Here is a 23626-nt window from a genome sequence, read left to right as displayed (position 1 = left end):
CGAGAGAAAAACTCGTGCGGCGCCCCCGTGTTCAAGTCAAGCGGGAGGCCAATCGCGCGTTTTCCAACGGTTGGATTTTTCACTTCGGATGCGCAACAAAATGACCCGATTGAAATGATCGAGCATCCCTGCAAGGGTTTGGAATAGTACCCGGCACAAACGCTTGTACTCGGAGAGATTTCAAAGTGTGGCGCTCGGCAGCATCGCGCAGTGAAAGCGAACGAATCAAGTTCTGTCTTCGAACCTATATTTTCGTACGATCTTTCCTTTGCACATAAAGTGCAAATCGGATTACCTCTGCCATGGTTGGCATGGAGGAGAGCATGAGGAACGTTCTGGTCACCGGTGGAAGTCGCGGCATCGGTCGCGCTGTTATCCTGCGCAGCGCGGCGCAGGGTTGGTCCGTGGCCTTGAATTATGCCGGGAACGAACGGGCTGCACAGCAAACAGCGGCCGAAGCAGCGAGGCTTGGTGCGAAAGCGCTGGCCATCCAGGGCGACATATCCAGCGAAGAGGACGTGATCGCCATGTTCGACAAGGCCGAAGCGGAGCTTGGTCCGCTGAAAGGCGTGGTCCTGAACGCCGGCATCGTGGCCCAGACGATGCCGCTTGCGGACATGAGCGCCGAGCGCCTGAAAACCATGTTCGACGTGAATGTTTACGGCACCTATCTATGCGCCCGCGAGGCAGCGCGACGCTTGCAGCCCGACAGCGCCATCGTCATCGTTTCGTCCATGGCGTCACGTCTCGGGTCGCCCTTTGAATATGTGGATTATGCCGGAACAAAAGGCGCGCTCGATACGCTGACCATCGGCCTGTCGAAGGAACTGGCGCCAAAGGGCATCCGGGTCAATGCGGTGCGACCGGGCCTGATCGATACCGATATTCATGCAAGCGGAGGCAACCCGGATCGCGCGGCGCGACTGGGCGCCGGTACGCCGGTGGGGCGGGCCGGAAAGGCGGAGGAGGTCGCCGAAGCCATTTTCTGGCTGTTGAACGACGCTCCCGCTTATGTAACCGGCACATTCATTGATGTTGCCGGCGGACGCTAGAGCGCTTCGGATTTAACGGAATCGCCGGAAGCGCTCCAAGTATTTGTTTTCCGCATTTTCCAAGGCAAAACCGCTTCGCACTTTTGCTGGAAATGCTCTGGACGAGCGGTCATCGCTCGAAACTATTTCTCACGGAGCTGATAGGTTTCCGCGATGTAGCGATAGCCCTCACCTTCCCGCTTGAGATAGGCCAAGGCGGGAAACGGCATATGATAGCCGATGAAGGGCAGCCTGTCCGTCGCGATCATGTCGAACATGCGCTTGCGGGTCTGGACGGCGGCTTCCTTGTCGATATCGAAGGAAACGTGCCATTCGGGCCGCTGCAAGGTGATGACGAAATGGTTTGCCGTGTCCGAGATGAGCATGAGTGACTTGCCGCCCGTTTCGATCCGGAAAGCGAGGTGACCCGGCGTGTGGCCGTAGGCGGCCACGGAACGGATGCCGGATACGACCTCGCTGTCATCCCCCAGAAACGTCATCTTGTCGGCCAGAGGCTTGACGTTTTTTGCCACCATTTCGGCAACTGTCTTCGCGGTACTGTCAAGCCGCGCGGGGTCTGTCCAGAAATCGAACTCCTTCTGTCCGGCCGCGTATCGGGCATTGGCGAAGGCTGGCTTGCCGTCTTCCATCAACCCACCGATATGATCGGGGTGGAAATGGCTCAGCACGACCAGCGAGACATCATCCGTCTTGTAACCAGAGGCTTCCAGCGCGCTGGCCAGCCTGCCGAGCCCCGCCTCGCGAGCGCCAGCCCCCATGCCTGTGTCGAACAGCACAAGCTCCTTGCCTGTATTGATGAGCACCGGTGTGAAACTGTTGACGAAACGGTCAGCGGGCAGAAGGTTTTCCTCGAGAAGTGCGGCGACCGCCTTCGGGTCCTGCCCCACCGCATAAGTCTTTTCAGGCGCCTCGCCTGCCCTGCGCCCATCGGAAAGCGTGGTGATTTCGAAATCACCGAACTGGAAACGATGGAAGCCCGGATTTTCTACCTGGGAAGGATTTTGCACTTTGGAACCGCCTGTTTCGGCTGCTGCCCTGGCAAGCTCCAGCGGCGACAAGGCCAGTCCGGCCCCGGCAGCAGATGCTGTAACAATGAAATTACGTCTTGAGATGGTCATCGATCGATCTCCCGGCATAATCTGTGGTTAAGAACGGTAGAATACGCGAAAAAGCTCCCTGATACATGGGATGCGAGATCAAGTTTCTGTTGAACGCTCCAGAAGCGTCAATTCTCTTGCCTCTCCCAGCAAGAATCACTATTTAAAATGCCGCGCGGGACGACCTGCGCCAGTGTTCGCATCGGGGACGGCCCCATAGGAGGAAGTCCTATGGCAGGACCGATCGAACAATTTGCAATCAAGCCCATCGTTGAACTTGGCGAAATCGGCGGACAGCCGGTTGCTTTCACCAATTCCGCACTTTTCATGGTGCTGACGGTGCTGGGCGCGGCTGCATTCATGTTCCTCTCGTCCAAAAGGGGCGGCGTGGTCCCCGGACGCTGGCAGTCCTCCGCCGAAATCCTCTACGAATTCGTGTCGAAGACATTGCGCGAGAATGCCGGTGAGAAAGGCATGACCTTCTTCCCTCTCGTCTTTTCGCTGTTTCTGTTCATCCTGTTCGCCAATCTGATCGGCATGTTCCCCTACGCATTCACGGTGACGAGCCATATCATCGTGACCTTCGCGCTGGCCATGCTCGTCTTTCTGACAGTGACGATCTACGGGCTTGTGCGCCACGGCTTCAGGTTCTTCCGCCTGTTCATGCCTGCGGGCGTACCGATCGTGCTCGCACCGATCATCGTGCCGATAGAGATCATGTCCTATATCTCGCGCCCCGTCAGTCATTCAGTCCGTCTCTTCGCCGTCATGCTGGCGGGGCACATCACGCTGAAGGTCTTTGCCGGCTTCGTCATCGGGCTCGGCAGTCTTGGAACGCTTGGCATATTGACCGCCGTACTGCCGCTTGCCATGACCGTCGCGCTGACGGCGCTCGAATTGCTGATGGCGATCATTCAGGCTTATGTCTTCACCATGCTGACCTGTATGTATCTCAACGATGCACTTCATCCGTCGCACTGATCAAGGACTTCGCGGGAAGGACGGCCTTCCTGCCCTCATCAACGAACGGGACGGCCCGTTCAGAACCCTCATCAGGGAGCATTAAAATGGCATGGATTTATCTGGCCGTGGCCGGGATTCTCGAAGTTGTCTGGGCCTTCTTCATGAAAAAATCGGAAGGGTTTTCCCTTCTCACACCGAGCGTCATCACCATCGTGACCATGATCGGCAGCTTCGCTCTGTTGTCGATAGCCATGCGCAGCCTGCCGCTCGGCACGGCCTATGCAATATGGACGGGCATCGGCGCGGTGGGCGCTTTCGTGGTGGGGATCGTCATCCTCGGCGAAGCAGCCACCTTCTTCCGCGTCGCAAGCGTGACGCTGATCCTCGCCGGTATCATCGGATTGAAACTCTCATCAAGTTGATCCAGTTCGGCTACAAAAGAAAAGGGAGGCAAAAGCCTCCCTTTTTCATGGGTTAGAAGTCGATCATCGCACCTGATCGAGAAGACGCTTGCATTCGAGCAGATCGAATAATGCCTCCTGCAGCAGCGAGCGATTATCCTTCGACGGACGCCGTCCATCGGCACCGATGGGACCATCTTCCTCGCCCTTCAGGAGACCGAAAAGCTTGCGGGCCGGTTGCGGCGCCTTGATGCCGCTTGGCAAAGCCATTTCATTATCCGCCGCCTCTTCGGCAGCGCGCTTGTCGGCGGCGGCCTGCTTCTGGCGCGTGATCGCCTCTATGGCCTGCACATCGCCATTGCCAAGCGCGATGATGAACTGCGCATTGTTTTCGCGGAGCAGACGCTGCACACCCTTGATGGTGTAGCCCTGATCATAGAGCAGATGGCGAATGCCCTTCAGCAATTCCACGTCGAGCGGGCGATAATATCGGCGGCCACCGCCACGCTTCATTGGCTTGATCTGGGTAAAGCGTGTTTCCCAGAAACGCAGCACATGCTGCGGAAGATCGAGGTCCTCCGCTACTTCGCTGATCGTCCTGAATGCATCAGGGCTCTTGTCCATTCCACTTGCCCTTTCCAGAGGTTCGGGTTTCGCCGTCGCGGCGCAACCTCGCCGATCCAGATAGTTCAACTCGCCAACGCGAACGCGCTTGCTACACAAAAGGCGTTTCAGCATCGGATTTTAAAGGACGGGAGTTAACAATCTCCAGCATGCAAAAAGGCACGGCTCAACGTCATTCAAAACCGGACGGCGCTCAACGCAAACTCTTTCTGAAAAACCTGCCGTTTTTCAGATTGCAATATTAGCAAAGCGATTCGCCCTGCAAAATCCATTATATAATATCAGAGCTTTATAAGCATCCCTTCACGCAGAACGGAAGGCAGCGCGGCTGGCACCGGCGCACAGTAAGAGCCGGTTCCTGTTCTAACAGAATCGCCGGAACCGCTCTGACTACTTGTTTTATCGCATTATCCAACACATCGAAGCGAGTTAAGAAATCAGTCCAGTGAACTGATTTCCCCGCGTAGACGTTTCACACTTTTGCTGGAAATGCTCCAGCCATGCAATGGCAACCTGCATCAGGCAAAAGCCAGTCCTTGCGCTTGACCCAGGGGCAAGCGCAGAAGGAACCGATGTCAGTTTGAGATGATGGCGCAAAAACAAAAATGCCGCCCGTTGGGCAGCATTTCAGGAATTATTTCTGGCTTTTGGCTTCGCGCTTCTGATGTTCCTGCAGGATACGCTGCTTGAGAACGTTGGAAGCTTTGAAAGTCATCACACGGCGGGGAAGAATTGGAACTTCCTCGCCTGTTTTCGGATTACGGCCAATGCGCTCGTTCTTGTCGCGAACCTGAAATGTCGCGAAGGACGACAATTTCACCGTTTCGCCGTTGACGATAGCGTCACAGACTTCGTCGAGGATCATCTCGACAAGAGCCGCCGACTCCGTTCTGGAAAGGCCTACCTTCCGGTAAACAGCCTCTGCCAGATCAGCTCGCGTGACCGTTTTACCTCCCATGACCGAACCTGCCTGGTTAGCGTTTGAACAGATAATATCCTTACGTGACAGGACGTTACACAAATAAAAGCGCAACGGTCAAGCAGCGAGTTTCCTCACGGCAGATCAAATTTATCGCTTACCAACGCAACAGAACCGCGCCCCAGGTGAATCCGCCGCCCATTGCCTCCAGAAGAACGAGGTCGCCCTTCTTGATGCGACCGTCCGCAACAGCGGTTGCGAGCGCCAGCGGAACCGAGGCAGCAGAGGTGTTGCCATGACGGTCAACGGTGATGACCACCTTGTTTTCCGCAATATTCAGCTTCTTGGCGGAAGCGTCGATAATGCGCTTGTTGGCCTGGTGCGGGACGAACCAGTCGATATCCTCGGCAGTAAGGCCGGTTTCGTCGAAAGAGGCCTCGATAACATCGGTGATCATGCCGACTGCGTGCTTGAAGACTTCGCGGCCTTCCATGCGCAGGTGGCCGACGGTCTGGGTCGTGGACGGGCCGCCATCGACAAAGAGCTTCTCCTTGTGATTGCCGTCCGAACGCAGGTTGGCGGCGAGAACGCCGCGATCCGAGGTCAGGCCATTGCCCTCGGCGGCTTCCAGCACGAGCGCACCAGCGCCATCGCCGAAAAGAACGCAGGTCGTGCGGTCACTCCAGTCGAGAATACGCGAGAAGGTTTCCGCGCCGATGACCAGCACCCGCTTCGCCATGCCGCCGCGGATATAGAGGTCCGCCGTGGTGATGGCATAGATGAAGCCGCTGCACACGGCCTGCATGTCGAATGCAAAACCACTGGTGATTCCCAGCTCGCGCTGGATTTCCACGGCACTGGCCGGAAACGTATGGTTGGGTGTAGAGGTGGCCAGCAAGACGAGATCGATATCGGTCGGCTGCAAGCCTGCATTCTCGATCGCCGCGCGCGCTGCTGCGGTGCCAAGCGAAACCGTAGTTTCATCGTCGCCTGCAATGTGACGTTCACGGATACCCGTGCGCTGCACGATCCATTCGTCCGAGGTTTCGATGATACCTTCGAAATCGGTATTCTTCATGACCCGCTTCGGCAATGCCGAACCGATACCCCGCACGACAGATCTTATCATCTCTTATTTCCTGTCCTTACATGCGACCGGCGCGGCGAACATCGTGCGCGCAGTCGAGAATTCTGGCCCTACACATAACCGGCAAAAGTTACTTCACCGCTTCGGCGCCGAAGGATATCCGGCAATCCGCAAGTCTTTCAAATGCACTTCCTGGATGGCGTTGCGGAATTCAAGCCTTCGCAGCCTCGTCACCTTCACTCGAAACATGCGGATGACTGTGGTGGAAATGCGCCAGATCGGCCTCGATCTTTTCCAGAAGGCGATTTCTCACCATGTCATAGCCGACTTCCACCGCCGAACAGAAGCCTTCGGCATTCGCGCTGCCATGACTTTTGATGACAATTCCGCTCAAGCCAAGGAAAACCCCGCCATTGACCTTGTTCGGGTCCATTTTCTCACGCAGGCGGTCGAACGCACCCTTGGCGAAAACATAGCCGATCTTGGCAAGCAGCGTGCGGCTCATGGCCTGACGCAGCAGCTCCGCCATCTGCCGGGCCGTACCTTCCGCGGCCTTGAGCGCGATATTGCCGGTGAAACCTTCGGTCACAACCACATCCACCGTACCTTTGCCGATGTCGTTGCCTTCAACGAAACCGGAATAGGCAAGTCCTTCAAGCGGCGTATCGCGCAGAATCTGGCCTGCCTCCTTGATCTCGTCGAGGCCCTTGACCTCTTCCGTGCCGACATTGAGAAGCCCGACGGTCGGCTTGCGCACCTCGAACAGGGCACGCGCCATACCGGCGCCCATGACGGCGTAGTCGACAAGCTGGCGCGCATCGGCGCCGATGGTAGCGCCAATGTCGAGCACGATGCTTTCACCACGTAGCGTTGGCCAGATGCCCGCAATCGCCGGACGTTCGACATCCGACATCATGCGCAGGCAAAACTTGGACATGGCCATAAGCGCGCCGGTATTGCCGGCGGAGATACACGCCTGTGCGTCGCCGGTCTTTACGGCCTCGATGGCCTGCCACATGGACGATTTGCCACGACCGGCGCGCAGGGCCTGGCTTGGCTTGTCGTCCATGCTGATGGCAACCTCGCTCGCGCGGAACTCCGATGCGGCCTTCAGCTTCGGATAGCGCGCCAGCACCGGCTCTACCTGCGCGGGGAGACCGAAGAATATAAAGCGGATGTCAGGATGACGCTCAAGCGCCTTCGCTGCGCCGGGGATGACCACTTCAGGGCCAAAATCACCGCCCATCGCGTCAATCGAAATTTTGATCACTCTTGATTATTCCTGTGCGACCCTGCTCCTGCTCTGCCTTTTGCAGCAGACAGGTTTTCGGCGAAAATAGTGCTTTTGCGTTTCCACACAACCAAATTCTGACAAACTCACTGTGAATTACGGCTTCTTTTGCCATTCCGAAAGTTTCGCAAATGGCGAAACGGGCTTCTCTTCCCCGTCATCGTCCCCGAAAACCTTCGGCTCGCTATCGTCCGGCAAACCCGGCTTGCGGGGATAGGGATCAATGGCGAGATCGAAGAATTCCTCCGCAATCGCACCGACATCGATCTTGTCGCCGACAAAAACTTCTGGACTGTCCGCGCCTTCCGCATCGAGCAGCATTTCGCCGCTATCATCAAGCTGAATTCGCGCCAGCCGTGAATTTTCCGGCACGAAAATCGTATCGACTTCCTCGGCAATGCTGTTGGTCAGCGGTTCCAGCGTCACGACGCAGGATTGAACGATTTCCGCGTCGATGCGGCCACGCACCCGGATACCGTCCTTTTTCCAAGGCGTAATCAGAAACTCCGCGGCAAAGGCATTCACGGCCTCAAGCCCATGGTCTGCCGCGAGCGCTGCGCGCTCTTTCTCATCCGTGCCTATTTTCACCGTCACGCCCTTTTGCGGCAGGTGAAGAACCGGAACAGGATAGGTGAGCGCCGGTTTATCAGTCATTCTCATTGGCCTTTTTCAGCATTGTTCGTTGGCGCAAAGTCGCCTTTGGCGCGCATCTTATCCGAAACCGTTTTACACTTTTCAGGATGCGCTCTTAAGTTTTGTTCCCAGGCAAGTCTCCCAAAACTGGTTCCCACTTTTAGGAGACATGCTTTAGTCTGCATCCATATAGGAAATGTCGCCTGCCGCCAAAGCGTCGTCTGCAATTTTTTGCAGCCGGTCGCGGCACGCCAGAACATATTCAGCCAAATGGTGGGCGTGCGGCCAGAATTCGAGGTCCGGGCGGATGTTTCGCGTCAGGGCCGCCGCCAGCGCATCGCCATCATTTGCGTCGAGCGCCTCGCCATAAGCCGCGACGCGGCCATAGAACATGCGCGCAAGCTTTTTCATGCGCTTCGGCACGCCCTGGTCGCCGATGCCCAGTTCGCGAAGCGAATGGTCGACATCCTTGAAAAACTCGTCGGCGATTTCCTGCGCGAGGTCGGCCAGCGCCCTGTTTTCTCCCCTCATGCGGTGAAGCGCGAGGAAAATATGCAGGGAAAGCATTTCATAACGGCCCAGCGGCGTGTCAGGCACCTGAAATTGTGCATAGAACCGTTTTTGCCGCGCCGCCGCCACGATCACCTCGTAAACGCGAAGCATAATTGCCTCGTTTGCTTTGGATTTGCGGCGGAAAAGTTGGAGAATCATATCCGTACGACCGTTCCAGTTGCATAAATAAGCAAGGTGGTTTACCGAAGTTCTCCCGACGGCGAAAGTGCCGCGCTGATTTAGAATGTATGGAGAGGTCTTTGTTGCAGCGAATTTTTCCAAGCATGCGCACGCAGCGTGCTCTTCTCGCAGGCACGACAATTCTCGTCTCAGTGGCGCTTGCGGGGTGCAATACTGCATCCACGCTCAATCCGTCCGAAACTCTGACAGAGGGTTACGTGCTCGATCAGAACGCGCTTGATTCGGTCCCTGTCGGCTCCAGCCGCGAGCAGGTGCTTCTGGCGCTCGGCACGCCGTCGACCACCGCGACCTTCGACAATGAAGTGTTCTATTACATTTCGCAGAAGCGTTACCGCGCCGCGCAGTTCATGAAGCCGAAGATCATCGAGCGACAGATCCTCGCCATCTATTTCGACAAGGACGGCAAGGTCGAGCATATCGCCAATTACGGTCTGAAGGACGGCAAGCTGTTCGACTTCGTGTCGCGCACGACGCCGACCGGCGGCAAGGACCAGAGCTTCCTCGGTCAGATCATTCAGGGCGTGTCCAAGGCCCCGACATCCCTGCCGGGCGCCGCAGGCGGCCCCAGCAACTGATCCTGCCGATACCTCCAAAACGAAAAACCCGCCTTCAAGGCGGGTTTTCTTTGTTTGAAGCTCAGTCCGTCAGGACATATGCGCCAGCACAGCCAGCAGCAACAGGGCCACGATGTTGGTGATCTTGATCGCCGGATTGACGGCTGGACCGGCAGTATCCTTGTAGGGATCGCCGACCGTATCGCCCGTCACCGATGCCTTGTGCGCTTCCGAACCTTTCAGGTGCTTCACGCCATCGGCATCGGTAAACCCGTCCTCGAAGCTCTTCTTGGCGTTGTCCCATGCGCCGCCACCAGATGTCATGGAAATTGCCACGAACAGGCCATTGATGATGACGCCCAGAAGCGATGCACCAAGGGCTGCAAAGGCCGCAGCCTTGGAGCCTGAAATAAGCAAAACGCCGAAATAGACGACAATCGGCGCCAGCACAGGCAGGAGCGACGGGATGATCATTTCGCGGATTGCCGCCTTCGTCAGAAGATCGACCGCGCGGGCATAATCCGGGCGTTCCTTGCCGGTCATGATGCCCGGCTTCTCGCGGAACTGGCGGCGCACTTCCTGAACCACCGCGCCCCCGGCCCGGCCCACGGCGGTCATCGCCATGCCACCGAACAGATAAGGGATAAGCCCGCCAAAGATCAGTCCCGCGACCACATAGGGGTTGGAGAGATCGAAGGAGACAGGCCCCATATCCGCGAAATAGGGATAGGTCTGCCCGTTGGCGGCAAAATAGGCCAGGTCGTTGGAATAAGCCGCAAACAGAACCAGCGCACCAAGCCCCGCCGAACCGATGGCGTAGCCTTTGGTGACAGCCTTGGTTGTGTTGCCCACGGCATCCAGTGCATCGGTGGCCTTGCGGACTTCCGGGTCGAGACCGGCCATTTCCGCGATGCCGCCCGCATTGTCGGTAACCGGGCCGAAGGCATCGAGCGCCACGATCATGCCCGCAATGCCGAGCATGGCGGTGACGGCGATAGCGGTCCCGAACAGGCCCGCAAGCTGGTAGGTCGAGATAATGCCGCCAACGATCACGATAGCCGGAAGCGCGGTCGATTCCAGCGAAACTGCCAGCCCCTGGATGACGTTGGTGCCGTGCCCTGTCACAGAGGCCTGCGCGATGGAATTGACCGGGCGCTTGTTGGTGCCGGTATAATATTCCGTAATCACCACGATCAGCCCGGTAACGATGAGACCGATCAGCCCGCAGATGAAGAGATTGGTGCCCGTGATGCTTTTTCCGGCGACCGTTCCGATCTCGCCCCAGCCGATTGTCAGCGTGTTGGCGACGGCAAGCCCGACAATAGAAAGCAGGCCCGTTGCGATCAGCCCCTTGTAGAGCGCGCCCATGATGGAGCCATCGACGCTGAGCTTGACGAAGAAAGTGCCCACGATCGACGTAATCACGCAGGCGCCGCAGATCATCAGCGGATAGAGCATGACGCTTGAAAGAACGTCCGATCCGTTGAAGAAGATCGCGCCCAGAACCATGGTGGCAACGACTGTCACCGCGTAGGTTTCAAACAGGTCGGCGGCCATGCCTGCGCAATCGCCGACATTATCGCCGACATTGTCCGCAATGGTCGCGGGGTTGCGCGGGTCATCCTCCGGGATACCGGCTTCCACCTTGCCGACGAGATCTCCGCCAACGTCTGCGCCCTTGGTGAAGATGCCGCCGCCAAGACGCGCAAAGATCGAGATAAGCGAAGCGCCGAAGCCGAGCGACACCAGCGCATCGATAACGGTGCGGTCAGAGGGCGCGTAACCAAGCCAGACGGTGAGAATGCAATAGTAGACGGAGACGCCAAGCAGCGCGAGCCCTGCCACCAGAAGACCGGTAATGGCCCCGGACTTGAAGGCCAGTTCAAGCCCTCCGGCGAGGCTGAGCGATGCCGCCTGCGCAGTGCGCACATTGGCGCGAACCGAAACGTGCATTCCGATGAAGCCGGTGACGCCCGACAGAACTGCGCCGATCAAAAAGCCGATTGCCGCACTGATCGACAGCAGATACCAGGCGGCGAGGAAAACCACGACGCCAACGATGGCAATCGTTGAATATTGTCTTGTGAGATAGGCTGAGGCACCCTCGCGGATGGCTTCAGCAATTTCCTGCATGCGCTGCGTCCCCTGATCGGCTGCGAGAACCGAACGGATCGCCCATATGGCGAAAAGAACGGAAAGCACGCCGCAGGCAATGACGAGAATTAAGACTGCCACTCCCATTTGCATAAAGGCCAACTCCCATTGAGCGCATCCCGAAAAATGTGAAACGATTTTCGGGAAATATGCGCGGCCACCCAGACAATTGGAGCGCCGGCCTGTCGCAACAGATCGGAACGCGCTCCATAGCTCGCGCTGGCTGCCGTCTGACCGCGAGCCGCGATTGTCGGCAGACACGTGCGCAGGATAGGCCCGAAAACCCCTCCCCGGACCCGACTGAGCGGCATGGAAGTGCCTGAAGCCAATGCAAGATACCGGGCTTCTTCGGTATATTCGCCAGGAAACTTACGCCTTGGATTCAATGAATTGGCGCGATTCCCTGCATTTCAGCATTCTCAATGCCGCGCGACCAACATGCGAAACGGTTTAACAAACGTCAAGTCGTTCTTTGCCAGCGTACAATGAAAGAAGGGCTGCGATTTCTCACAGCCCTTCTTTCATGATTATCGTCGGCGAAGCCGGATCAGCGCGGCTTCACGCCACGGCTCTCGCCACGAATGACAAACGCCAGACGATCGAGCACGGCATTGACCAGCTTCGGCTCTTCCTCCGTATAGAAGGCCTTGGCGATATCGACATATTCCGACACGATGACTGCCGTCGGCACGTCCTTGCGCGTCTGCAATTCCCATGCACCCGCGCGGAGAATGGCGCGCAGCGTCGAATCGAGACGCGACAGCGGCCAGTCCTCCGTCAGCGCCTGATGGATCATTGGGTCGAGCTTCAGCTGCTCATCCACGACACCGGCTACGATTGCGCGGAACCATTGCGGATCGGCGTCGAGATACTGCGTGCCGTCCACTTCCTTGCCGAGGCGGAAAGCTTCGTATTCGGCCACCACTTCCAGGACGCCCGTCCCGGCCACATCCATCTGATAGAGCGCTTGCACGGCAGCAAGACGGGCGACGCCGCGCTTGTTGGCCATGCGCGGTGCATTGGGAGTCGGGCGGCCTCCGGTAGAAGAACTCATAACGATCAGACTCCGAACTTCTTGCGCAGGTCGATCATGGTCAGTGCGGCGCGGGCAGCAAAACCGCCCTTGTCCTTGTCAGCGCGGCGGGCGCGAACCCATGCCTGCTCTTCGTTCTCGACGGTCAGGATGCCGTTGCCGATGGCGATGCTCTCCTCGACCGAAAGGTCGGTGAGCGCGCGGCAGGATTCATTGGCAACGATATCGAAGTGATAGGTTTCACCACGGATGACCGTGCCGAGCGCGACATAGCCATCATATTCCGTGCCGCCATTTTCTTCACCGTCGAGCGCGAAGGAAATCGTCGCCGGAATTTCGAGAGCGCCGGGAACCGTCACGACATCATAGGTCGCCCCTGCCTCATCCAAGGCTGCCTTTGCGCCATCCAGAAGCGCGTCGGCGAGATCATCGTAGAAACGCGCTTCAACAATAAGCAAATGCGGCGCATGCGCCTCGTGCTTGGACATGAGAGACTCCATGACAAATCTTGCGGACCGCAACGATTGCGGTCAACGCTTAAAATCGGGAAATGCTGTTACAGCTTTAGAGTTTTAGGCTCTAAGCCTATTTCTGATATTGCGCAAGCCTTGCTGCGTATCGTGCCAGCTGGTCGATCTCGATATTTACCTTATCGCCCGCTTTCCGCTCGCCCCATGTCGTGACTTCCAGCGAGTGGCGGATCAGGAGCACATCGAACTCGTTTCCATCGACACCATTGACCGTCAGCGACGTACCATCAAGGGCAACCGACCCCTTCTGGGCGATGAACGGCGCCAGTTCTTCCGGCGCGCGCAAGGTGAAACGCACGGCGTCGCCCTCTTCCTTGCGGTCGATGATTTCAGCCTGTCCGTCAACATGGCCGGAAACCAGATGACCGCCCATTTCGTCGCCAAGCTTCAGCGAACGCTCCAGATTGATGTTGCGTCCGTTCTGCCAAGCGGAGATCGTGGTGAGACGCAGCGCCTCTTCCCATGCCTCCACCTCGAACCAGCGGGCATTGGTGCCTTTTTCCGGCAGCGCCACCACCGTCAGGCAGACGCCGGAACAGGCAATCGACGCGCCCAGCTCGATCGTTTCCGGGTCATAGGCGGTCTCGATACGCAGAAGGACTCCTTCATTCAGCGGCTTGATCCGGTCAACCTTGCCTATATCGGTGATAATGCCTGTAAACATCAAATCTTCCTTACATATTCTGCATAGGCATCGTCGCCATAGCGCGCCTGCCTCAGAATTTTGAATTCGTCTGCGATATGGGTTTCAAGGCCGTCCACGGCAACCCCATGTTCCGAGCCGATTTCAACCGGCGAACGGAAGATGGCAAGCCGATCCACCAGCCCCTCATCCAGAAAGCTCTTTGCAACACCCGCGCCGCCCTCAACGAGAACCGAGGAAATGCCCTGCGCGGCAAGGTCGTCCATCAACTCGGGCAATGCGATGCGGCAATCGTCGGCTTCGGTCGCGAGGATGCGGCAACCGGCAGCCGTCAACTCATAACGCCGTTCGGGCGAGGCCTCCTCGCCGCAGGCGATCCACAAGGGCTGGGCATCGGTGGTCTGTACGAGTCTTGACGAAAGCGGCAGGCGCAATCCGCCATCGAGCACAACGCGGACCGGCGAACGCTGTTCCAGTCCCGGCAGGCGGCAGTTCAGAACGGGATCATCCGCAAGCGCGGTTTCAATACCGATCAGGATAACATCCGTCTGTGCGCGGAGGATATGGGACTGCGCACGCGCAATCGGTCCCGTTATCGCGACCTGTCCCTCGCCCCGCCTGCCGATCATGCCATCGGCGGAAAGCGCAAGTTTCAGAATCACTTCCGGGCGTTTCTTCGCAGATCGATTCAGATAGCCCGCCAGATCGTCGGCAGCCTGATCGGCGAGAATGCCGGGCACGACCTCTATCCCTGCCTCACGCAGGATGGCGAAGCCCTTTCCGCTGACCCGTTCGTCCGGATCGGTCGCCGCCGCCACGACACGCGCCACCCCTGCCCGCACCAGCGTTTCGGCGCAGGGCGGCGTGCGCCCGTGATGGGCGCATGGCTCCAGCGTCACATAAGCCGTCGCGCCACGCGCGGCGTCTCCCGCCTCCGCCAGCGCCTGTGGTTCCGCATGGGGCCTGCCGCCCAGTGCGGTAACGCCGCGCCCGACGATGACGCCATCCTTGACGATGATCGTGCCGACGGACGGGTTGGTGCCGGTCAGCCCCTTGTGACGGCGCGCATATCGGATCGTCGCCTCCATGAAGCGAACATCATCCGAAGTCACGTCCGAATGCGGAAACTTGCTGCCACTCATGCTCAAGCGTCCAGATCGTCCTCGGTTTCAGGAACCGTCAGCTCGTCGATGACATTGTGGAAATCGACAGCCTTGCTGAAATTGCGATAGACCGACGCAAAGCGGATATAGGCGATATCGTCGATGCCTTTCAGCGCATCCATGGCCAGCCGCCCGATCTCGTCGGAGGTGACTTCCGCTTCGCCTGAACTTTCAAGCTGGCGGACAATGCCTGAAATGGCCCGTTCAACCCGGTCATTATCGACATCGCGCTTGCGCAACGCCACCTCGATGGACCGCGTGAGCTTGTCGCGATCGAAAGGAACGCGACGCCCGCTTTTCTTCACGACCATCAGGTCGCGCAACTGCACACGCTCGAAGGTCGTGAAACGCCCGCCGCAAACCGAACAGACACGACGCCTGCGAATGACAGCACCGTCTTCCGCCGGGCGGGAATCCTTCACTTGCGTATCTTCAGACTGGCAATAGGGACAACGCATGGAACTCTTTCAATTTCAATATCGGCAGCTTCAAAACTGGCAACCTTAACACTGGCAATGGACCGCTCATATGTGGGGTCACTCCCCTTGAAAACTCAAGAGCGCGCCCTCCGTAGCCGATTCCTGCCAATCATAGCCGATTAGTGGCAATCCACCTACCGGATGGGAGAATGAAAAAACCCCGCTCAACAGGGTTGAACGGGGTTTTCTCTCGATCATGGAAACCGGCTTATCCTTGATAACCGTACATCGGGAAACGGTCGGTGAGCGCGATGACCTTTTCCTTCACTGCCTGTTCGACAGCGGCATTGCCTTCGTCGGAATTGGCAACCTTCAGGCCGTCAAGAACTTCGGCGATCAGCGAACCGATTTCCTTGAATTCAGCAACGCCGAAACCGCGCGTCGTGCCGGCAGGCGTGCCAAGACGAACGCCGGACGTAACAAACGGCTTTTCAGGGTCGAACGGAATGCCGTTCTTGTTGCAGGTGATGTTGGCGCGGCCAAGAGCAGCTTCTGCACGCTTGCCCGTCGCGTTCTTCGGGCGCAGGTCAACCAGCATCAGGTGGTTGTCGGTGCCGCCCGAAACAATGTCGAGGCCGTGGGACTTCAGCTCTTCGGCCAGTGCGCGCGCATTGTCGACGACGTTCTTCGCATAGAGCTTGAACTCCGGCTTCAGTGCTTCCGCGAAGGCGACAGCCTTGCCGGCGATGACGTGCATCAGCGGGCCACCCTGAAGGCCGGGGAAGACAGCCGAATTGATCTTCTTGGCGATGTCGGCATCGTTGGTGAGGATCATGCCGCCACGCGGACCACGAAGCGACTTGTGCGTCGTCGTGGTGCAGACATGCGCATGCGGGACCGGCGAAGGATGAACGCCACCGGCGACCAGACCGGCGATATGCGCCATGTCGACCATGAGATAGGCGCCGACTTCGTCGGCAATCTCACGGAAGCGCTTCCAGTCCCAGATACGCGAATAGGCGGTGCCACCGGCGAGAATGAGCTTCGGCTTGTTTTCGCGTGCAAGGCGGGCAACTTCGTCCATGTCGAGCAGGTGGTCGTCCTTGCGGACGCCATAGGAAACGACATTGAACCACTTACCGGACATGTTGACCGGCGAACCATGCGTCAGGTGGCCACCGGAATTCAGGTCGAGGCCCATGAACGTGTCGCCCGGCTGGAGCAGCGCGAGGAACACGGCCTGGTTCATCTGGCTGCCGGAATTCGGCTGAACGTTGGCAAATTCGGCGCCGAAGAGCTTCTTGGCGCGTTCGATGGCCAGTTCTTCCACGACGTCGACATACTGGCAGCCGCCGTAATAGCGCTTGCCCGGATAGCCTTCGGCATATTTGTTGGTGAGGATGGAACCCTGTGCTTCCAGAACAGCGCGCGAAACGATGTTTTCCGAGGCGATCAGCTCGATTTCATGACGCTGGCGACCGAGTTCGTTGCGAATTGCACCGAAAATCTCGGAATCGATGTCCTCGAGGCTTGCATTGAAGAAAACGTCGGAAGACGCGTTCTTGGCGGCGGCGTTGGCTTGAGACATGTTTCACACCCTCCGGGTTAGCCGGTAAAAGCTATATGGATGAGGCGCATTATCACACTTGAGCGCACAAGGCCAATGGCCGCAAAGCGAAAAGCTTATTCCAAAATGCGGCAAACCGATTTGATAATTGAGCCAAGACGAAAAAGCCGCCCGGAACGGGTCCGGACGGCTTGAAACTCGCAGTCGAGATGAGAATCAGGTGTCAGTGCCAAGCGCGAGGGCCGTTGCACCGTCCATCTTGTAAATGTCGTCGCGGAACTGCACCACGCCGTCGCCGGTGGACCATGCGGAAATGTAGACGAAGTGCAGCGGAACCGGATCGGCAACCTGGATCGGCGTGTTCGTACCCGACTTGATCGTGTTTTCGATGGTCTGGCGATCCCAACCAGCCGTGTTCTTCAACAGCCATACGTCGAGATCGCGGACATTCTGGACGCGGACGCAGCCGGAAGAGTCGAAGCGCATGAGCTTGTTGAAATAGCTCTTCTGCGGCGTGTCGTGCATATAGACCTGATGCTGGTTGTGGAAGTTGATCTTGGTCGAGGACATGGCGTTGATCTTGCCCGGGTCCTGACGGAACATCAGCTTAACTGCATCATCCGTGTTCCAGTCCACGGTTTCAGGCGCAACTTCCTGGCCGGACTGGTCGTAGAGACGAATCTTGTTTTTCGCCAGATATTGCGGATCCTTCCGCATCAGCGGAATGATGTCCTTCTGGATGATCGACTTAGGCGCGGTCCAGTAAGGATTGAGAATGACCTCGTGAATCTTTGAGTTCAGGATCGGCGTCTGGCGGTCGATCTTGCCGACAACCGCCGTATGACGCTGCACGACGCTGCCGCCTTCAACGGCTTCGATGCGCGCGGCCGGAATGTTGACCATCACGAAACGCTGTTCCTGCATGCCCTGATCGGCCAGAGGCGAAAGCCGCTGGAGATTGGTCTGGAGCTGTCCGAGGCGCGTATTCGCGTCCACGTTCATCGCGGCATAGGTGAACTGCCCCATGACGCCATCGGCAGGCAGCCCATGACGGGACTGGAAGCGCTTGACGGCTGCATCGACATAGGTGTCGAACGAGCTGGAAAGACCGGCTTCCTGTGGGAGGTCGCCGGAAATCATGAGACGCTTGCGCAGTGCCTGCACGGCGGGATCGGTCACGCCGATCTGGAGCTTTGCATTGCCCGGCACGCTCGGCCAGCCGCCGCGACCGGCAATGTCGGTATACTGCGCGATGGCAGTCTGGAGATTGCCGACCGTCTGGGGGCTCAGAACCGGCTGGTTGGTCGCGACGCGTTGCCCGCCCGTCGCACGGGCATCGAACTGGTCGTCCCAGTTGCCGCGCCGCGGCGCTGCGATAACATCAGTCAGAACCTGCTGGGCATAGGCCGAGGAAACCATGGCGGAGGCTGCCACGGAAAGGCCGGCGGTTGCCGCGCCGCGCAGGAAACTGCGGCGATCTACTTTCAAAGCATCGGCTGATCTGTCGGTCTTGGTCATCTTGCGTAGTCCCAAAAGGCTAACCGCTCGCGCGGGATCTTCCCAGAGAATATCAGCAATAGTTCAGCAAGGCGATATCCGGACAGAAAGCGATGCGACGATGCCCGCTTATCCGAAATTCGACTTTCGAGCCCATTCCTGAATGAAGGAGGCACAATATTGCCCGTGCCACTGTAAAACGCTTATGTCGTTTTTTATGGCTTAATCATGTCGCATGGCCGGAATTTCAAGCCATGCGCCTTACGATTGAGAGCTTCACAGCGCCTTATTCTTCTCAATGGCAGCCTGTTGTGACAGTTCTGCAACAAACCATCAGTCAGCCAGCGGCGGCGAGCCGCTCAGAGGCGGTATGCGATGCTGTCGTTCCAGAAGCGGTCGAGACGCTGCAGCGACTTATTCATCGCCATGAATTCATCGACCTGAATACCGCCAATCTGTTCGATGGAAGAGATATGGCGTTCGTAGAGCGCGGCCACCTGATCGGCGATGGCATTGCCCTTGTCCGTCAGGCTGACGCGCACCGAACGGCGGTCGACACGCGAGCGCTGATGATGGATGAAGCCCATCTCGACCAGCTTCTTCAGATTGTACGAAACGTTGGAGCCGAGATAGTAACCGCGCGAGCGCAGTTCGCCTGCCGTCAGTTCCGAATTGCCGATGTTGAAAAGCAGAAGCGCCTGCGTCGCATTGATGTCGCTCTGGCCGTTGCGGTCGAACTCGTCCTTGACGACGTCGAGCAGGCGGCGATGCAGGCGCTCGACCAGCTGGAGGGCTTCCAGATAAAGCGAGCGAAGTGCGGTTTCCGGTGTCGTGAGCGGAACGGACAAGTCCGTCTTGCGCTGTGCGTTGATCATTTCTTTTGCCTCTCTGCCGGAGCCACATTCCATGAAACCATGATGCAGCTCCCTGTCCTGTTTTACGCGGTGTATTGTTTCTCACCGTCTTGAGAGCAATTTGGGGGAGATGCATAAAATTCGACTTAAAAGTCAGCCTTAACAGTAACTTACCGGCAAAATTGGCCATTCAGGCTTAATGTTTGCTTACTCCGCGCCGTCCTTGAGCCTGCTCCGCAATGCGCTGTTTTGGCGTAAAATGCCGGTTTTCCGGGGCTTGGAAAGCGCGTCACATTAAACTTTCGTCATTTGAGAAGTATGTGGACAGGCGCTAGTTACCGGCTATCAACATTCCATTGGAGGGACCATGACGCTTCGTTTCGCACAGTATTTTGTGGTCGGCGGACTGATAAGCTTTACCGGCTTCACGAATTTTGCTCATGCCGAACCCGTTTTCGCCGCTCCGCAAATGACCATGTACAAGGACCCTTATTGCGGCTGCTGCGACGGCTGGGCCGAACATATGAAAGCCGCCGGGTTCAATGTGACCGTGAAGGTCGAGGAAGCGATGGAAAGCGTAAAGGCAAAACATGGCGTCGCCGCCAATCTTGCCTCGTGCCACACGGCGGTCGTCGATGGATATGTCATTGAGGGGCATGTGCCGGCTGGAGCGGTCAAGCGGCTACTGGCGGAACGTCCGCAGGCAACGGGGCTGACCGCGCCCGGAATGCCCATGGGTTCGCCGGGGATGGATATGCCGGGCAGCAATACCTATGATGTGCTGCTTTTCAAAGGGCAAATGACGAAGCCCTTCGCCCGCTATGAAGGAACGCAGCCCCTATAAATCTATATCGGCAGGCTCGCGCGGGCCTGCCGTTTCTTCTCGAAGAAGAGCAGAATACGAAATGCGATAAATATGACGATGCAGACCGCGTTGAACCCGACCGTCAGCGGCTTGTATTCGAAATGCCGCGAAAAAACGGAATAGATGGCGATTTCGCCGAGCGCTGCCACGAACCATAGCACAGGCCCCCAGGGCGCCCGCATCCATAGTCCCGTTGCCGCGACCGGCATCAGAACAGCCAGAGCGACCACCGCCGTCTGCCAGGTCCATGGCATCAGGTCGAACCGCCACAGAAGCCCGGGATGAATACCGATCAGCCTGACCCAATAGAACACACCGCTGGCCAGCGCCACGAGAGCGAGTATCCGGACGAACCATGTGAAGGCCCATTCGGTTCCGCTCGGCTGGATATGCTGGCGCAGCTCGTTCATATGCATCAGGAGATCCTCACAAGGTCAGTTCCCCGTCGCCGAGATTTGCAAAATAGGCGTTGACCTGTTCGGGCTTCACGTCATCGAGCGTTGCAGGCTTCCATGTCGGCGCGCCGTCCTTGTCGATAAGCAATGCGCGAACGCCCTCATAGAAATCATACCCTTCCAGCATGCGGTTGGCGATGCGGTATTCCATGCGCATGCAATCGTCGAGATCGAGCGCGCGCCCATCGGCAATCTGGCGGAAAGTGACAGCGACACTGGTCGGGGAGCGCGTGGCGATCACCTTTACAATGTCCATTGCGGCCTTGTTGCCGGCTTCCGCTTCCTTTTCCAGCGCGGCTATGCAGTCGGCAAGCGTTGCGCCGGAAAAACACTCCGCAATGATCTGGCGGGTTTCGACAGAGGTTTCAAAATCGGGGTACTGGCTGCGTGTCAGCGCCGCGTCGATGTCAGCGGTAGCGATGATGTCTTCGCGCAGGTCATGCAGATCGCTTGCGGCGACCGCATGGGTAGCGATCCCGCTCTGCAGGCAGTCGCCCCAGCGGATGCGGTTGCCGGTGAGCGCCAGATAATACCCGAAATTATCATGCAGATGCGGGAGGAACGCGCTGCCGCCTACATCAGGAAAGAAGCCTATGCCGGTTTCCGGCATGGCAAACATGGTGTTTTCGGTCACGATACGATGCGAACCGTGAACGGAGATGCCGGCGCCGCCGCCCATGACGATGCCGTTGATCAGGGAGATATAAGGTTTTGGAAAACGGCCAATGCGCGCATTGAGCCGATATTCGTCGCGGAAGAATTCGTAAGCTGGTGTTCCGGCCTGACCGGCCTTGTAGGCAGCGACCACATCGCCGCCGGCACAGAAGGCCCGCCCCTCGCCTTCGAGAATGACGCATGCCACTTCAGGATCGTCTTCCCAAGCCTGCAATGCGCGGTCGAGCGCCAGAATCATCTTATGCGTGAGCGCGTTGAGGGCTTCGGTCCGCGTAAGCTTCACAAGCCCCGCTTTTCCCTTGCGTTCAAAGCTGATTTCGCTGCCACCGCCGAAGTCAATCTGCATATCGTGTCTCCCGTTCCTGTAAATGGGTAGAAAGTGAGACGCCCCGCGTCAATCCTGCACAGGTCAATGTTCTTGGTTTCGGCACTTTTCCCATGATAAACGAAGCGCATCCGATACTAGTGGATTGAATTTGACGTTTGATATCCGTCCGATATTAATCCCGTTTCAAACGTCAAATTCGAAAATCCACTAGATTCATAAAGTTACCGGTGGTCTTTTTGACCAGCCCTGCGATTTCATGTTCCAGGGCCTCCATTCTCGGGAATAGCCTCATGACCGATCGCCAGTCCAAATATCTGCCCGCCAATATCAGCCAGCATGTCGATGACGTCACCGGCAGCAGACGCCTGCGCCGCATGCGCAAGGCCGACTGGTCGCGCAGGCTCGTGCAGGAAACCCGTTTGACGGTCGATGATCTTATCCTGCCGTTCTTCCTGACCTATGGCACCGGCGTTGCCGAGCCTGTCGAAGCCATGCCCGGCGTCGAGCGCTATTCGGTCGACATGGCAGTGCGCATGGCGGAGAAAGCCGCCAAGCTCGGCATCCCCGCCATTGCCCCCTTCCCGCGCGAGAAGCTGGAAGTGAAGACCGAGGACGGCGCTTTCGTCGCAAGCCCCGACAATCTGATCAATCGCGCCGTGCGCGCAATCAAGAAGGAAGTGCCGGAAATCGGCATCATCACCGATGCGGCGCTCGACCCGTTCACCACGCATGGCCATGACGGCATCCTGCGCAACGGCGAAATCATCAACGACGAATCCGTCGCCATGGTGGTTCGGGGCGCGCTTTCGCAAGCCGAAGCAGGTGCCGATATCATCGCACCTTCCGACATGATGGACGGCCGCGTCGGCGCCGTGCGTAAGGCGCTGGACGAACACGGCTTCTGCCACATTCCAATCATGTCCTATGCAACCAAGTTCGCTTCCGCCTTTTACGGGCCATATCGCGATGCCATCGGCACACAGGGCCTGCTGAAAGGCGACAAGAAGACCTATTATCTCGATCCGGCCAATCCGGAAGAAGCCGTGCGCGAAGCCGAGCAGGACATTGCCGAAGGCGCGGACATGCTGATGGTCAAGCCGGGCCTGCCCTATCTCGACATCATCCATCGCCTGAAGAGTGAATTCCGCCTTCCCACCTATGCCTATCAGGTGTCGGGCGAGTATGCGATGATCAAGGCCGCCGGGATCAATGGCTGGATCGACGAAGAAAAGGTGATGATGGAAAGCCTGCTCGCCTTCAAGCGCGCCGGCTGTGACGGAATTCTCACCTATTTCGCAATCGAAGCAGCTGAAAAGCTTAAACAGCAAGGCTGACCGGCAAGGCACGCTTTCGGGAAATCATCACATTTCCTTGAATCCGCCGGTTTTGGTTCCCATGTTGATGACTGTTCCGCCGAGGTGGCTGGGCAGCGCCGGTTGTCACATCCCCTGGGCGCTTCTTTTGAAACGACTGGAAGGAAAAATGTCCGACCATATCCTGCACGGCGAAGTCATGGGCCCGCGTTATGAAAGCCGCGCATTTTTTGAAGGCGTGCGCACGCGCCGCATTATGGCTTTTCTCATCGATTACCTGATTGTTTTCCTGCTCTGCATCCCGGCAGCAATCGTCATCGCGATCCTGGGCATAATCACGTTCAGCCTCGGCTGGATGCTCTACGGCATTATGTTCCCGATGGTGGCGCTGTTTTATGTCGCGCGGACCCTGGGCGGGCCGCAGCAGGCCACCAAGGGCATGCAGATGATGAATATCAAGCTCGTCCGGCTTGAAGGCGGCACGGTCGATCCCATGCTCGCAATCGTCCATACGGTCCTTTTCTGGGGTCTGAATGTCGTCCTGACGCCGCTGATCCTGCTTGCAACGCTGGTTCTCGACCGCAAGCGCACTGTGCACGATCTTCTGCTCGGCACGGCTGTCATTCGTTCTGATCGATAAACGACAGAGCATTTCCTGATTTTCATGAAACACCGGAAATGCTCTGCTTTTTATCGCGCATCCTGACCCGAAAACCGGGTCCCACTTTTCGGGGTGCGCTTCAGATCAAAAAAATT

Annotated in this window: 25 protein-coding genes; 7 read left to right on the top strand and 18 right to left on the bottom strand. The window is 57.8% G+C overall.

Annotated elements, in window-relative coordinates; genetic code table 11:
* The first annotated feature begins 323 nt into the window (after positions 1-323).
* Complete coding sequence (locus tag ABWW28_RS16940; RefSeq protein ID WP_353391518.1) at positions 324-1052, top strand: SDR family oxidoreductase; 729 nt, start codon at positions 324-326, stop codon at positions 1050-1052.
* Positions 1053-1174: 122 nt separating this feature from the next.
* On the opposite strand, the gene ABWW28_RS16935 is transcribed toward ABWW28_RS16940, so the two are convergent.
* A complete protein-coding gene (locus ABWW28_RS16935) occupies positions 1175-2170 on the bottom strand; it encodes an MBL fold metallo-hydrolase (protein WP_353391516.1) in 996 nt (331 codons plus the stop codon).
* Positions 2171-2380: 210 nt separating this feature from the next.
* Between ABWW28_RS16935 and ABWW28_RS16930 the strand changes: the two genes are divergently transcribed.
* Together ABWW28_RS16930 and sugE are read left to right on the top strand one after the other, a co-directional pair.
* A complete protein-coding gene (locus ABWW28_RS16930; protein WP_112701489.1) occupies positions 2381-3130 on the top strand; it encodes a F0F1 ATP synthase subunit A in 750 nt (249 codons plus the stop codon).
* A gap of 86 nt (positions 3131-3216) precedes the next feature.
* Positions 3217-3534, top strand: a complete 318-nt coding sequence (gene sugE / locus ABWW28_RS16925; protein WP_021587779.1) for a quaternary ammonium compound efflux SMR transporter SugE — start codon at positions 3217-3219, stop codon at positions 3532-3534.
* Positions 3535-3597: 63 nt separating this feature from the next.
* On the opposite strand, the gene ABWW28_RS16920 is transcribed toward sugE, so the two are convergent.
* From ABWW28_RS16920 to ABWW28_RS16895, 6 genes are all read right to left on the bottom strand, one after another.
* Complete coding sequence (locus ABWW28_RS16920) at positions 3598-4137, bottom strand: MerR family transcriptional regulator (RefSeq protein ID WP_021587780.1); 540 nt, start codon at positions 4135-4137, stop codon at positions 3598-3600.
* A gap of 634 nt (positions 4138-4771) precedes the next feature.
* Entirely contained in the window at positions 4772-5095 is a 324-nt protein-coding gene (locus ABWW28_RS16915; RefSeq protein ID WP_006472791.1) for an integration host factor subunit alpha, read from the bottom strand.
* 118 nt (positions 5096-5213) lie between these two features.
* Positions 5214-6185: a beta-ketoacyl-ACP synthase III gene (locus ABWW28_RS16910; RefSeq protein WP_006472790.1), complete on the bottom strand. Its 972-nt coding sequence runs from the start codon at positions 6183-6185 to the stop codon at positions 5214-5216.
* A gap of 169 nt (positions 6186-6354) precedes the next feature.
* On the bottom strand, positions 6355-7413 hold the full coding sequence (gene plsX / locus ABWW28_RS16905) for a phosphate acyltransferase PlsX (protein ID WP_006466495.1): 1059 nt from the start codon (positions 7411-7413) through the stop codon (positions 6355-6357).
* 117 nt (positions 7414-7530) lie between these two features.
* Positions 7531-8088: a YceD family protein gene (locus tag ABWW28_RS16900; RefSeq protein ID WP_006472789.1), complete on the bottom strand. Its 558-nt coding sequence runs from the start codon at positions 8086-8088 to the stop codon at positions 7531-7533.
* A 153-nt stretch (positions 8089-8241) separates the two neighbouring features.
* Positions 8242-8778, bottom strand: a complete 537-nt coding sequence (locus tag ABWW28_RS16895) for a ubiquinol-cytochrome C chaperone family protein (protein ID WP_006472788.1) — start codon at positions 8776-8778, stop codon at positions 8242-8244.
* Between the two features lie 101 nt (positions 8779-8879).
* On the opposite strand from ABWW28_RS16895, the gene ABWW28_RS16890 reads away from it, so the two are divergent.
* The gene (locus ABWW28_RS16890) at positions 8880-9395 is read left to right on the top strand and encodes an outer membrane protein assembly factor BamE (RefSeq protein ID WP_036565756.1); all 516 of its coding nucleotides are present in this window, start codon (positions 8880-8882) and stop codon (positions 9393-9395) included.
* A gap of 69 nt (positions 9396-9464) precedes the next feature.
* Here ABWW28_RS16890 and ABWW28_RS16885 read toward each other — a convergent pair whose 3' ends face one another.
* The 9 genes from ABWW28_RS16885 to ldtR form a co-directional block, all read right to left on the bottom strand.
* The gene (locus tag ABWW28_RS16885; protein ID WP_006472786.1) at positions 9465-11621 is read right to left on the bottom strand and encodes a sodium-translocating pyrophosphatase; all 2157 of its coding nucleotides are present in this window, start codon (positions 11619-11621) and stop codon (positions 9465-9467) included.
* A gap of 454 nt (positions 11622-12075) precedes the next feature.
* Positions 12076-12582, bottom strand: coding sequence for a transcription antitermination factor NusB (nusB, locus tag ABWW28_RS16880; RefSeq protein ID WP_006466489.1), 507 nt, complete (start codon positions 12580-12582; stop codon positions 12076-12078).
* A gap of 5 nt (positions 12583-12587) precedes the next feature.
* Positions 12588-13049: a 6,7-dimethyl-8-ribityllumazine synthase gene (locus ABWW28_RS16875; protein WP_006472785.1), complete on the bottom strand. Its 462-nt coding sequence runs from the start codon at positions 13047-13049 to the stop codon at positions 12588-12590.
* Between the two features lie 97 nt (positions 13050-13146).
* Positions 13147-13755: a riboflavin synthase gene (locus tag ABWW28_RS16870; RefSeq protein WP_006472784.1), complete on the bottom strand. Its 609-nt coding sequence runs from the start codon at positions 13753-13755 to the stop codon at positions 13147-13149.
* Positions 13755-14876, bottom strand: coding sequence for a bifunctional diaminohydroxyphosphoribosylaminopyrimidine deaminase/5-amino-6-(5-phosphoribosylamino)uracil reductase RibD (gene ribD, locus ABWW28_RS16865; protein WP_006472783.1), 1122 nt, complete (start codon positions 14874-14876; stop codon positions 13755-13757). Before ribD ends, ABWW28_RS16870 begins: the two co-directional genes overlap by 1 nt.
* Before the next feature lie 2 nt (positions 14877-14878).
* On the bottom strand, positions 14879-15355 hold the full coding sequence (gene nrdR, locus ABWW28_RS16860; RefSeq protein WP_006466485.1) for a transcriptional regulator NrdR: 477 nt from the start codon (positions 15353-15355) through the stop codon (positions 14879-14881).
* A gap of 229 nt (positions 15356-15584) precedes the next feature.
* Positions 15585-16904 (bottom strand): serine hydroxymethyltransferase, encoded by a 1320-nt coding sequence (gene glyA, locus ABWW28_RS16855; RefSeq protein ID WP_006466484.1) that lies wholly within the window; start codon positions 16902-16904, stop codon positions 15585-15587.
* Between the two features lie 195 nt (positions 16905-17099).
* Positions 17100-18401 (bottom strand): L,D-transpeptidase family protein, encoded by a 1302-nt coding sequence (locus ABWW28_RS16850; RefSeq protein WP_006472782.1) that lies wholly within the window; start codon positions 18399-18401, stop codon positions 17100-17102.
* 338 nt (positions 18402-18739) lie between these two features.
* Positions 18740-19255: a transcriptional regulator LdtR gene (gene ldtR, locus ABWW28_RS16845; RefSeq protein WP_006472781.1), complete on the bottom strand. Its 516-nt coding sequence runs from the start codon at positions 19253-19255 to the stop codon at positions 18740-18742.
* A gap of 346 nt (positions 19256-19601) precedes the next feature.
* Between ldtR and ABWW28_RS16840 the strand changes: the two genes are divergently transcribed.
* Positions 19602-20078, top strand: a complete 477-nt coding sequence (locus ABWW28_RS16840; protein WP_353391510.1) for a DUF411 domain-containing protein — start codon at positions 19602-19604, stop codon at positions 20076-20078.
* A 2-nt stretch (positions 20079-20080) separates the two neighbouring features.
* Here the strand turns inward: ABWW28_RS16840 and ABWW28_RS16835 are convergent, their stop codons facing one another.
* Positions 20081-20515 (bottom strand): DUF6163 family protein, encoded by a 435-nt coding sequence (locus tag ABWW28_RS16835; RefSeq protein WP_113463044.1) that lies wholly within the window; start codon positions 20513-20515, stop codon positions 20081-20083.
* Positions 20516-20525: 10 nt separating this feature from the next.
* The gene (locus ABWW28_RS16830; protein WP_151658643.1) at positions 20526-21575 is read right to left on the bottom strand and encodes an enoyl-CoA hydratase/isomerase family protein; all 1050 of its coding nucleotides are present in this window, start codon (positions 21573-21575) and stop codon (positions 20526-20528) included.
* A 272-nt stretch (positions 21576-21847) separates the two neighbouring features.
* Between ABWW28_RS16830 and hemB the strand changes: the two genes are divergently transcribed.
* Together hemB and ABWW28_RS16820 are read left to right on the top strand one after the other, a co-directional pair.
* Positions 21848-22891 carry a porphobilinogen synthase gene (gene hemB / locus ABWW28_RS16825; RefSeq protein ID WP_151658642.1) on the top strand — a complete coding sequence of 348 codons (1044 nt, stop codon included), beginning with the start codon at positions 21848-21850 and terminating at the stop codon, positions 22889-22891.
* Positions 22892-23039: 148 nt separating this feature from the next.
* Positions 23040-23510, top strand: a complete 471-nt coding sequence (locus tag ABWW28_RS16820) for an RDD family protein (protein ID WP_151658641.1) — start codon at positions 23040-23042, stop codon at positions 23508-23510.
* The last annotated feature ends 116 nt before the right edge of the window (positions 23511-23626 follow it).

Source organism: Brucella sp. NBRC 14130, assembly GCF_040371715.1.
Lineage (GTDB): Bacteria > Pseudomonadota > Alphaproteobacteria > Rhizobiales > Rhizobiaceae > Brucella > Brucella intermedia.
This window is presented reverse-complemented; position numbering and strand designations above follow the sequence as displayed.

What these genes read in the sequence shown, in the direction of transcription:
- ABWW28_RS16920 (WP_021587780.1), bottom strand. Translation starts at nt 4,137, where the DNA reads ATGGACAAGAGCCCTGATGCATTCAGGACGATCAGCGAAGTAGCGGAG.
- ABWW28_RS16840 (WP_353391510.1), top strand. Translation starts at nt 19,602, where the DNA reads ATGACGCTTCGTTTCGCACAGTATTTTGTGGTCGGCGGACTGATAAGC.
- ABWW28_RS16935 (WP_353391516.1), bottom strand. Translation starts at nt 2,170, where the DNA reads ATGACCATCTCAAGACGTAATTTCATTGTTACAGCATCTGCTGCCGGG.
- ABWW28_RS16820 (WP_151658641.1), top strand. Translation starts at nt 23,040, where the DNA reads ATGTCCGACCATATCCTGCACGGCGAAGTCATGGGCCCGCGTTATGAA.
- ABWW28_RS16910 (WP_006472790.1), bottom strand. Translation starts at nt 6,185, where the DNA reads ATGATAAGATCTGTCGTGCGGGGTATCGGTTCGGCATTGCCGAAGCGG.
- hemB (WP_151658642.1), top strand. Translation starts at nt 21,848, where the DNA reads ATGACCGATCGCCAGTCCAAATATCTGCCCGCCAATATCAGCCAGCAT.
- ABWW28_RS16885 (WP_006472786.1), bottom strand. Translation starts at nt 11,621, where the DNA reads ATGCAAATGGGAGTGGCAGTCTTAATTCTCGTCATTGCCTGCGGCGTG.
- ABWW28_RS16940 (WP_353391518.1), top strand. Translation starts at nt 324, where the DNA reads ATGAGGAACGTTCTGGTCACCGGTGGAAGTCGCGGCATCGGTCGCGCT.
- nusB (WP_006466489.1), bottom strand. Translation starts at nt 12,582, where the DNA reads ATGAGTTCTTCTACCGGAGGCCGCCCGACTCCCAATGCACCGCGCATG.
- glyA (WP_006466484.1), bottom strand. Translation starts at nt 16,904, where the DNA reads ATGTCTCAAGCCAACGCCGCCGCCAAGAACGCGTCTTCCGACGTTTTC.
- ABWW28_RS16895 (WP_006472788.1), bottom strand. Translation starts at nt 8,778, where the DNA reads ATGATTCTCCAACTTTTCCGCCGCAAATCCAAAGCAAACGAGGCAATT.
- nrdR (WP_006466485.1), bottom strand. Translation starts at nt 15,355, where the DNA reads ATGCGTTGTCCCTATTGCCAGTCTGAAGATACGCAAGTGAAGGATTCC.
- ABWW28_RS16835 (WP_113463044.1), bottom strand. Translation starts at nt 20,515, where the DNA reads ATGCATATGAACGAGCTGCGCCAGCATATCCAGCCGAGCGGAACCGAA.
- ldtR (WP_006472781.1), bottom strand. Translation starts at nt 19,255, where the DNA reads ATGATCAACGCACAGCGCAAGACGGACTTGTCCGTTCCGCTCACGACA.
- ABWW28_RS16875 (WP_006472785.1), bottom strand. Translation starts at nt 13,049, where the DNA reads ATGTCCAAGCACGAGGCGCATGCGCCGCATTTGCTTATTGTTGAAGCG.
- ABWW28_RS16870 (WP_006472784.1), bottom strand. Translation starts at nt 13,755, where the DNA reads ATGTTTACAGGCATTATCACCGATATAGGCAAGGTTGACCGGATCAAG.
- sugE (WP_021587779.1), top strand. Translation starts at nt 3,217, where the DNA reads ATGGCATGGATTTATCTGGCCGTGGCCGGGATTCTCGAAGTTGTCTGG.
- ABWW28_RS16830 (WP_151658643.1), bottom strand. Translation starts at nt 21,575, where the DNA reads ATGCAGATTGACTTCGGCGGTGGCAGCGAAATCAGCTTTGAACGCAAG.
- ABWW28_RS16900 (WP_006472789.1), bottom strand. Translation starts at nt 8,088, where the DNA reads ATGACTGATAAACCGGCGCTCACCTATCCTGTTCCGGTTCTTCACCTG.
- ABWW28_RS16850 (WP_006472782.1), bottom strand. Translation starts at nt 18,401, where the DNA reads ATGACCAAGACCGACAGATCAGCCGATGCTTTGAAAGTAGATCGCCGC.
- ABWW28_RS16915 (WP_006472791.1), bottom strand. Translation starts at nt 5,095, where the DNA reads ATGGGAGGTAAAACGGTCACGCGAGCTGATCTGGCAGAGGCTGTTTAC.
- ribD (WP_006472783.1), bottom strand. Translation starts at nt 14,876, where the DNA reads ATGAGTGGCAGCAAGTTTCCGCATTCGGACGTGACTTCGGATGATGTT.
- ABWW28_RS16930 (WP_112701489.1), top strand. Translation starts at nt 2,381, where the DNA reads ATGGCAGGACCGATCGAACAATTTGCAATCAAGCCCATCGTTGAACTT.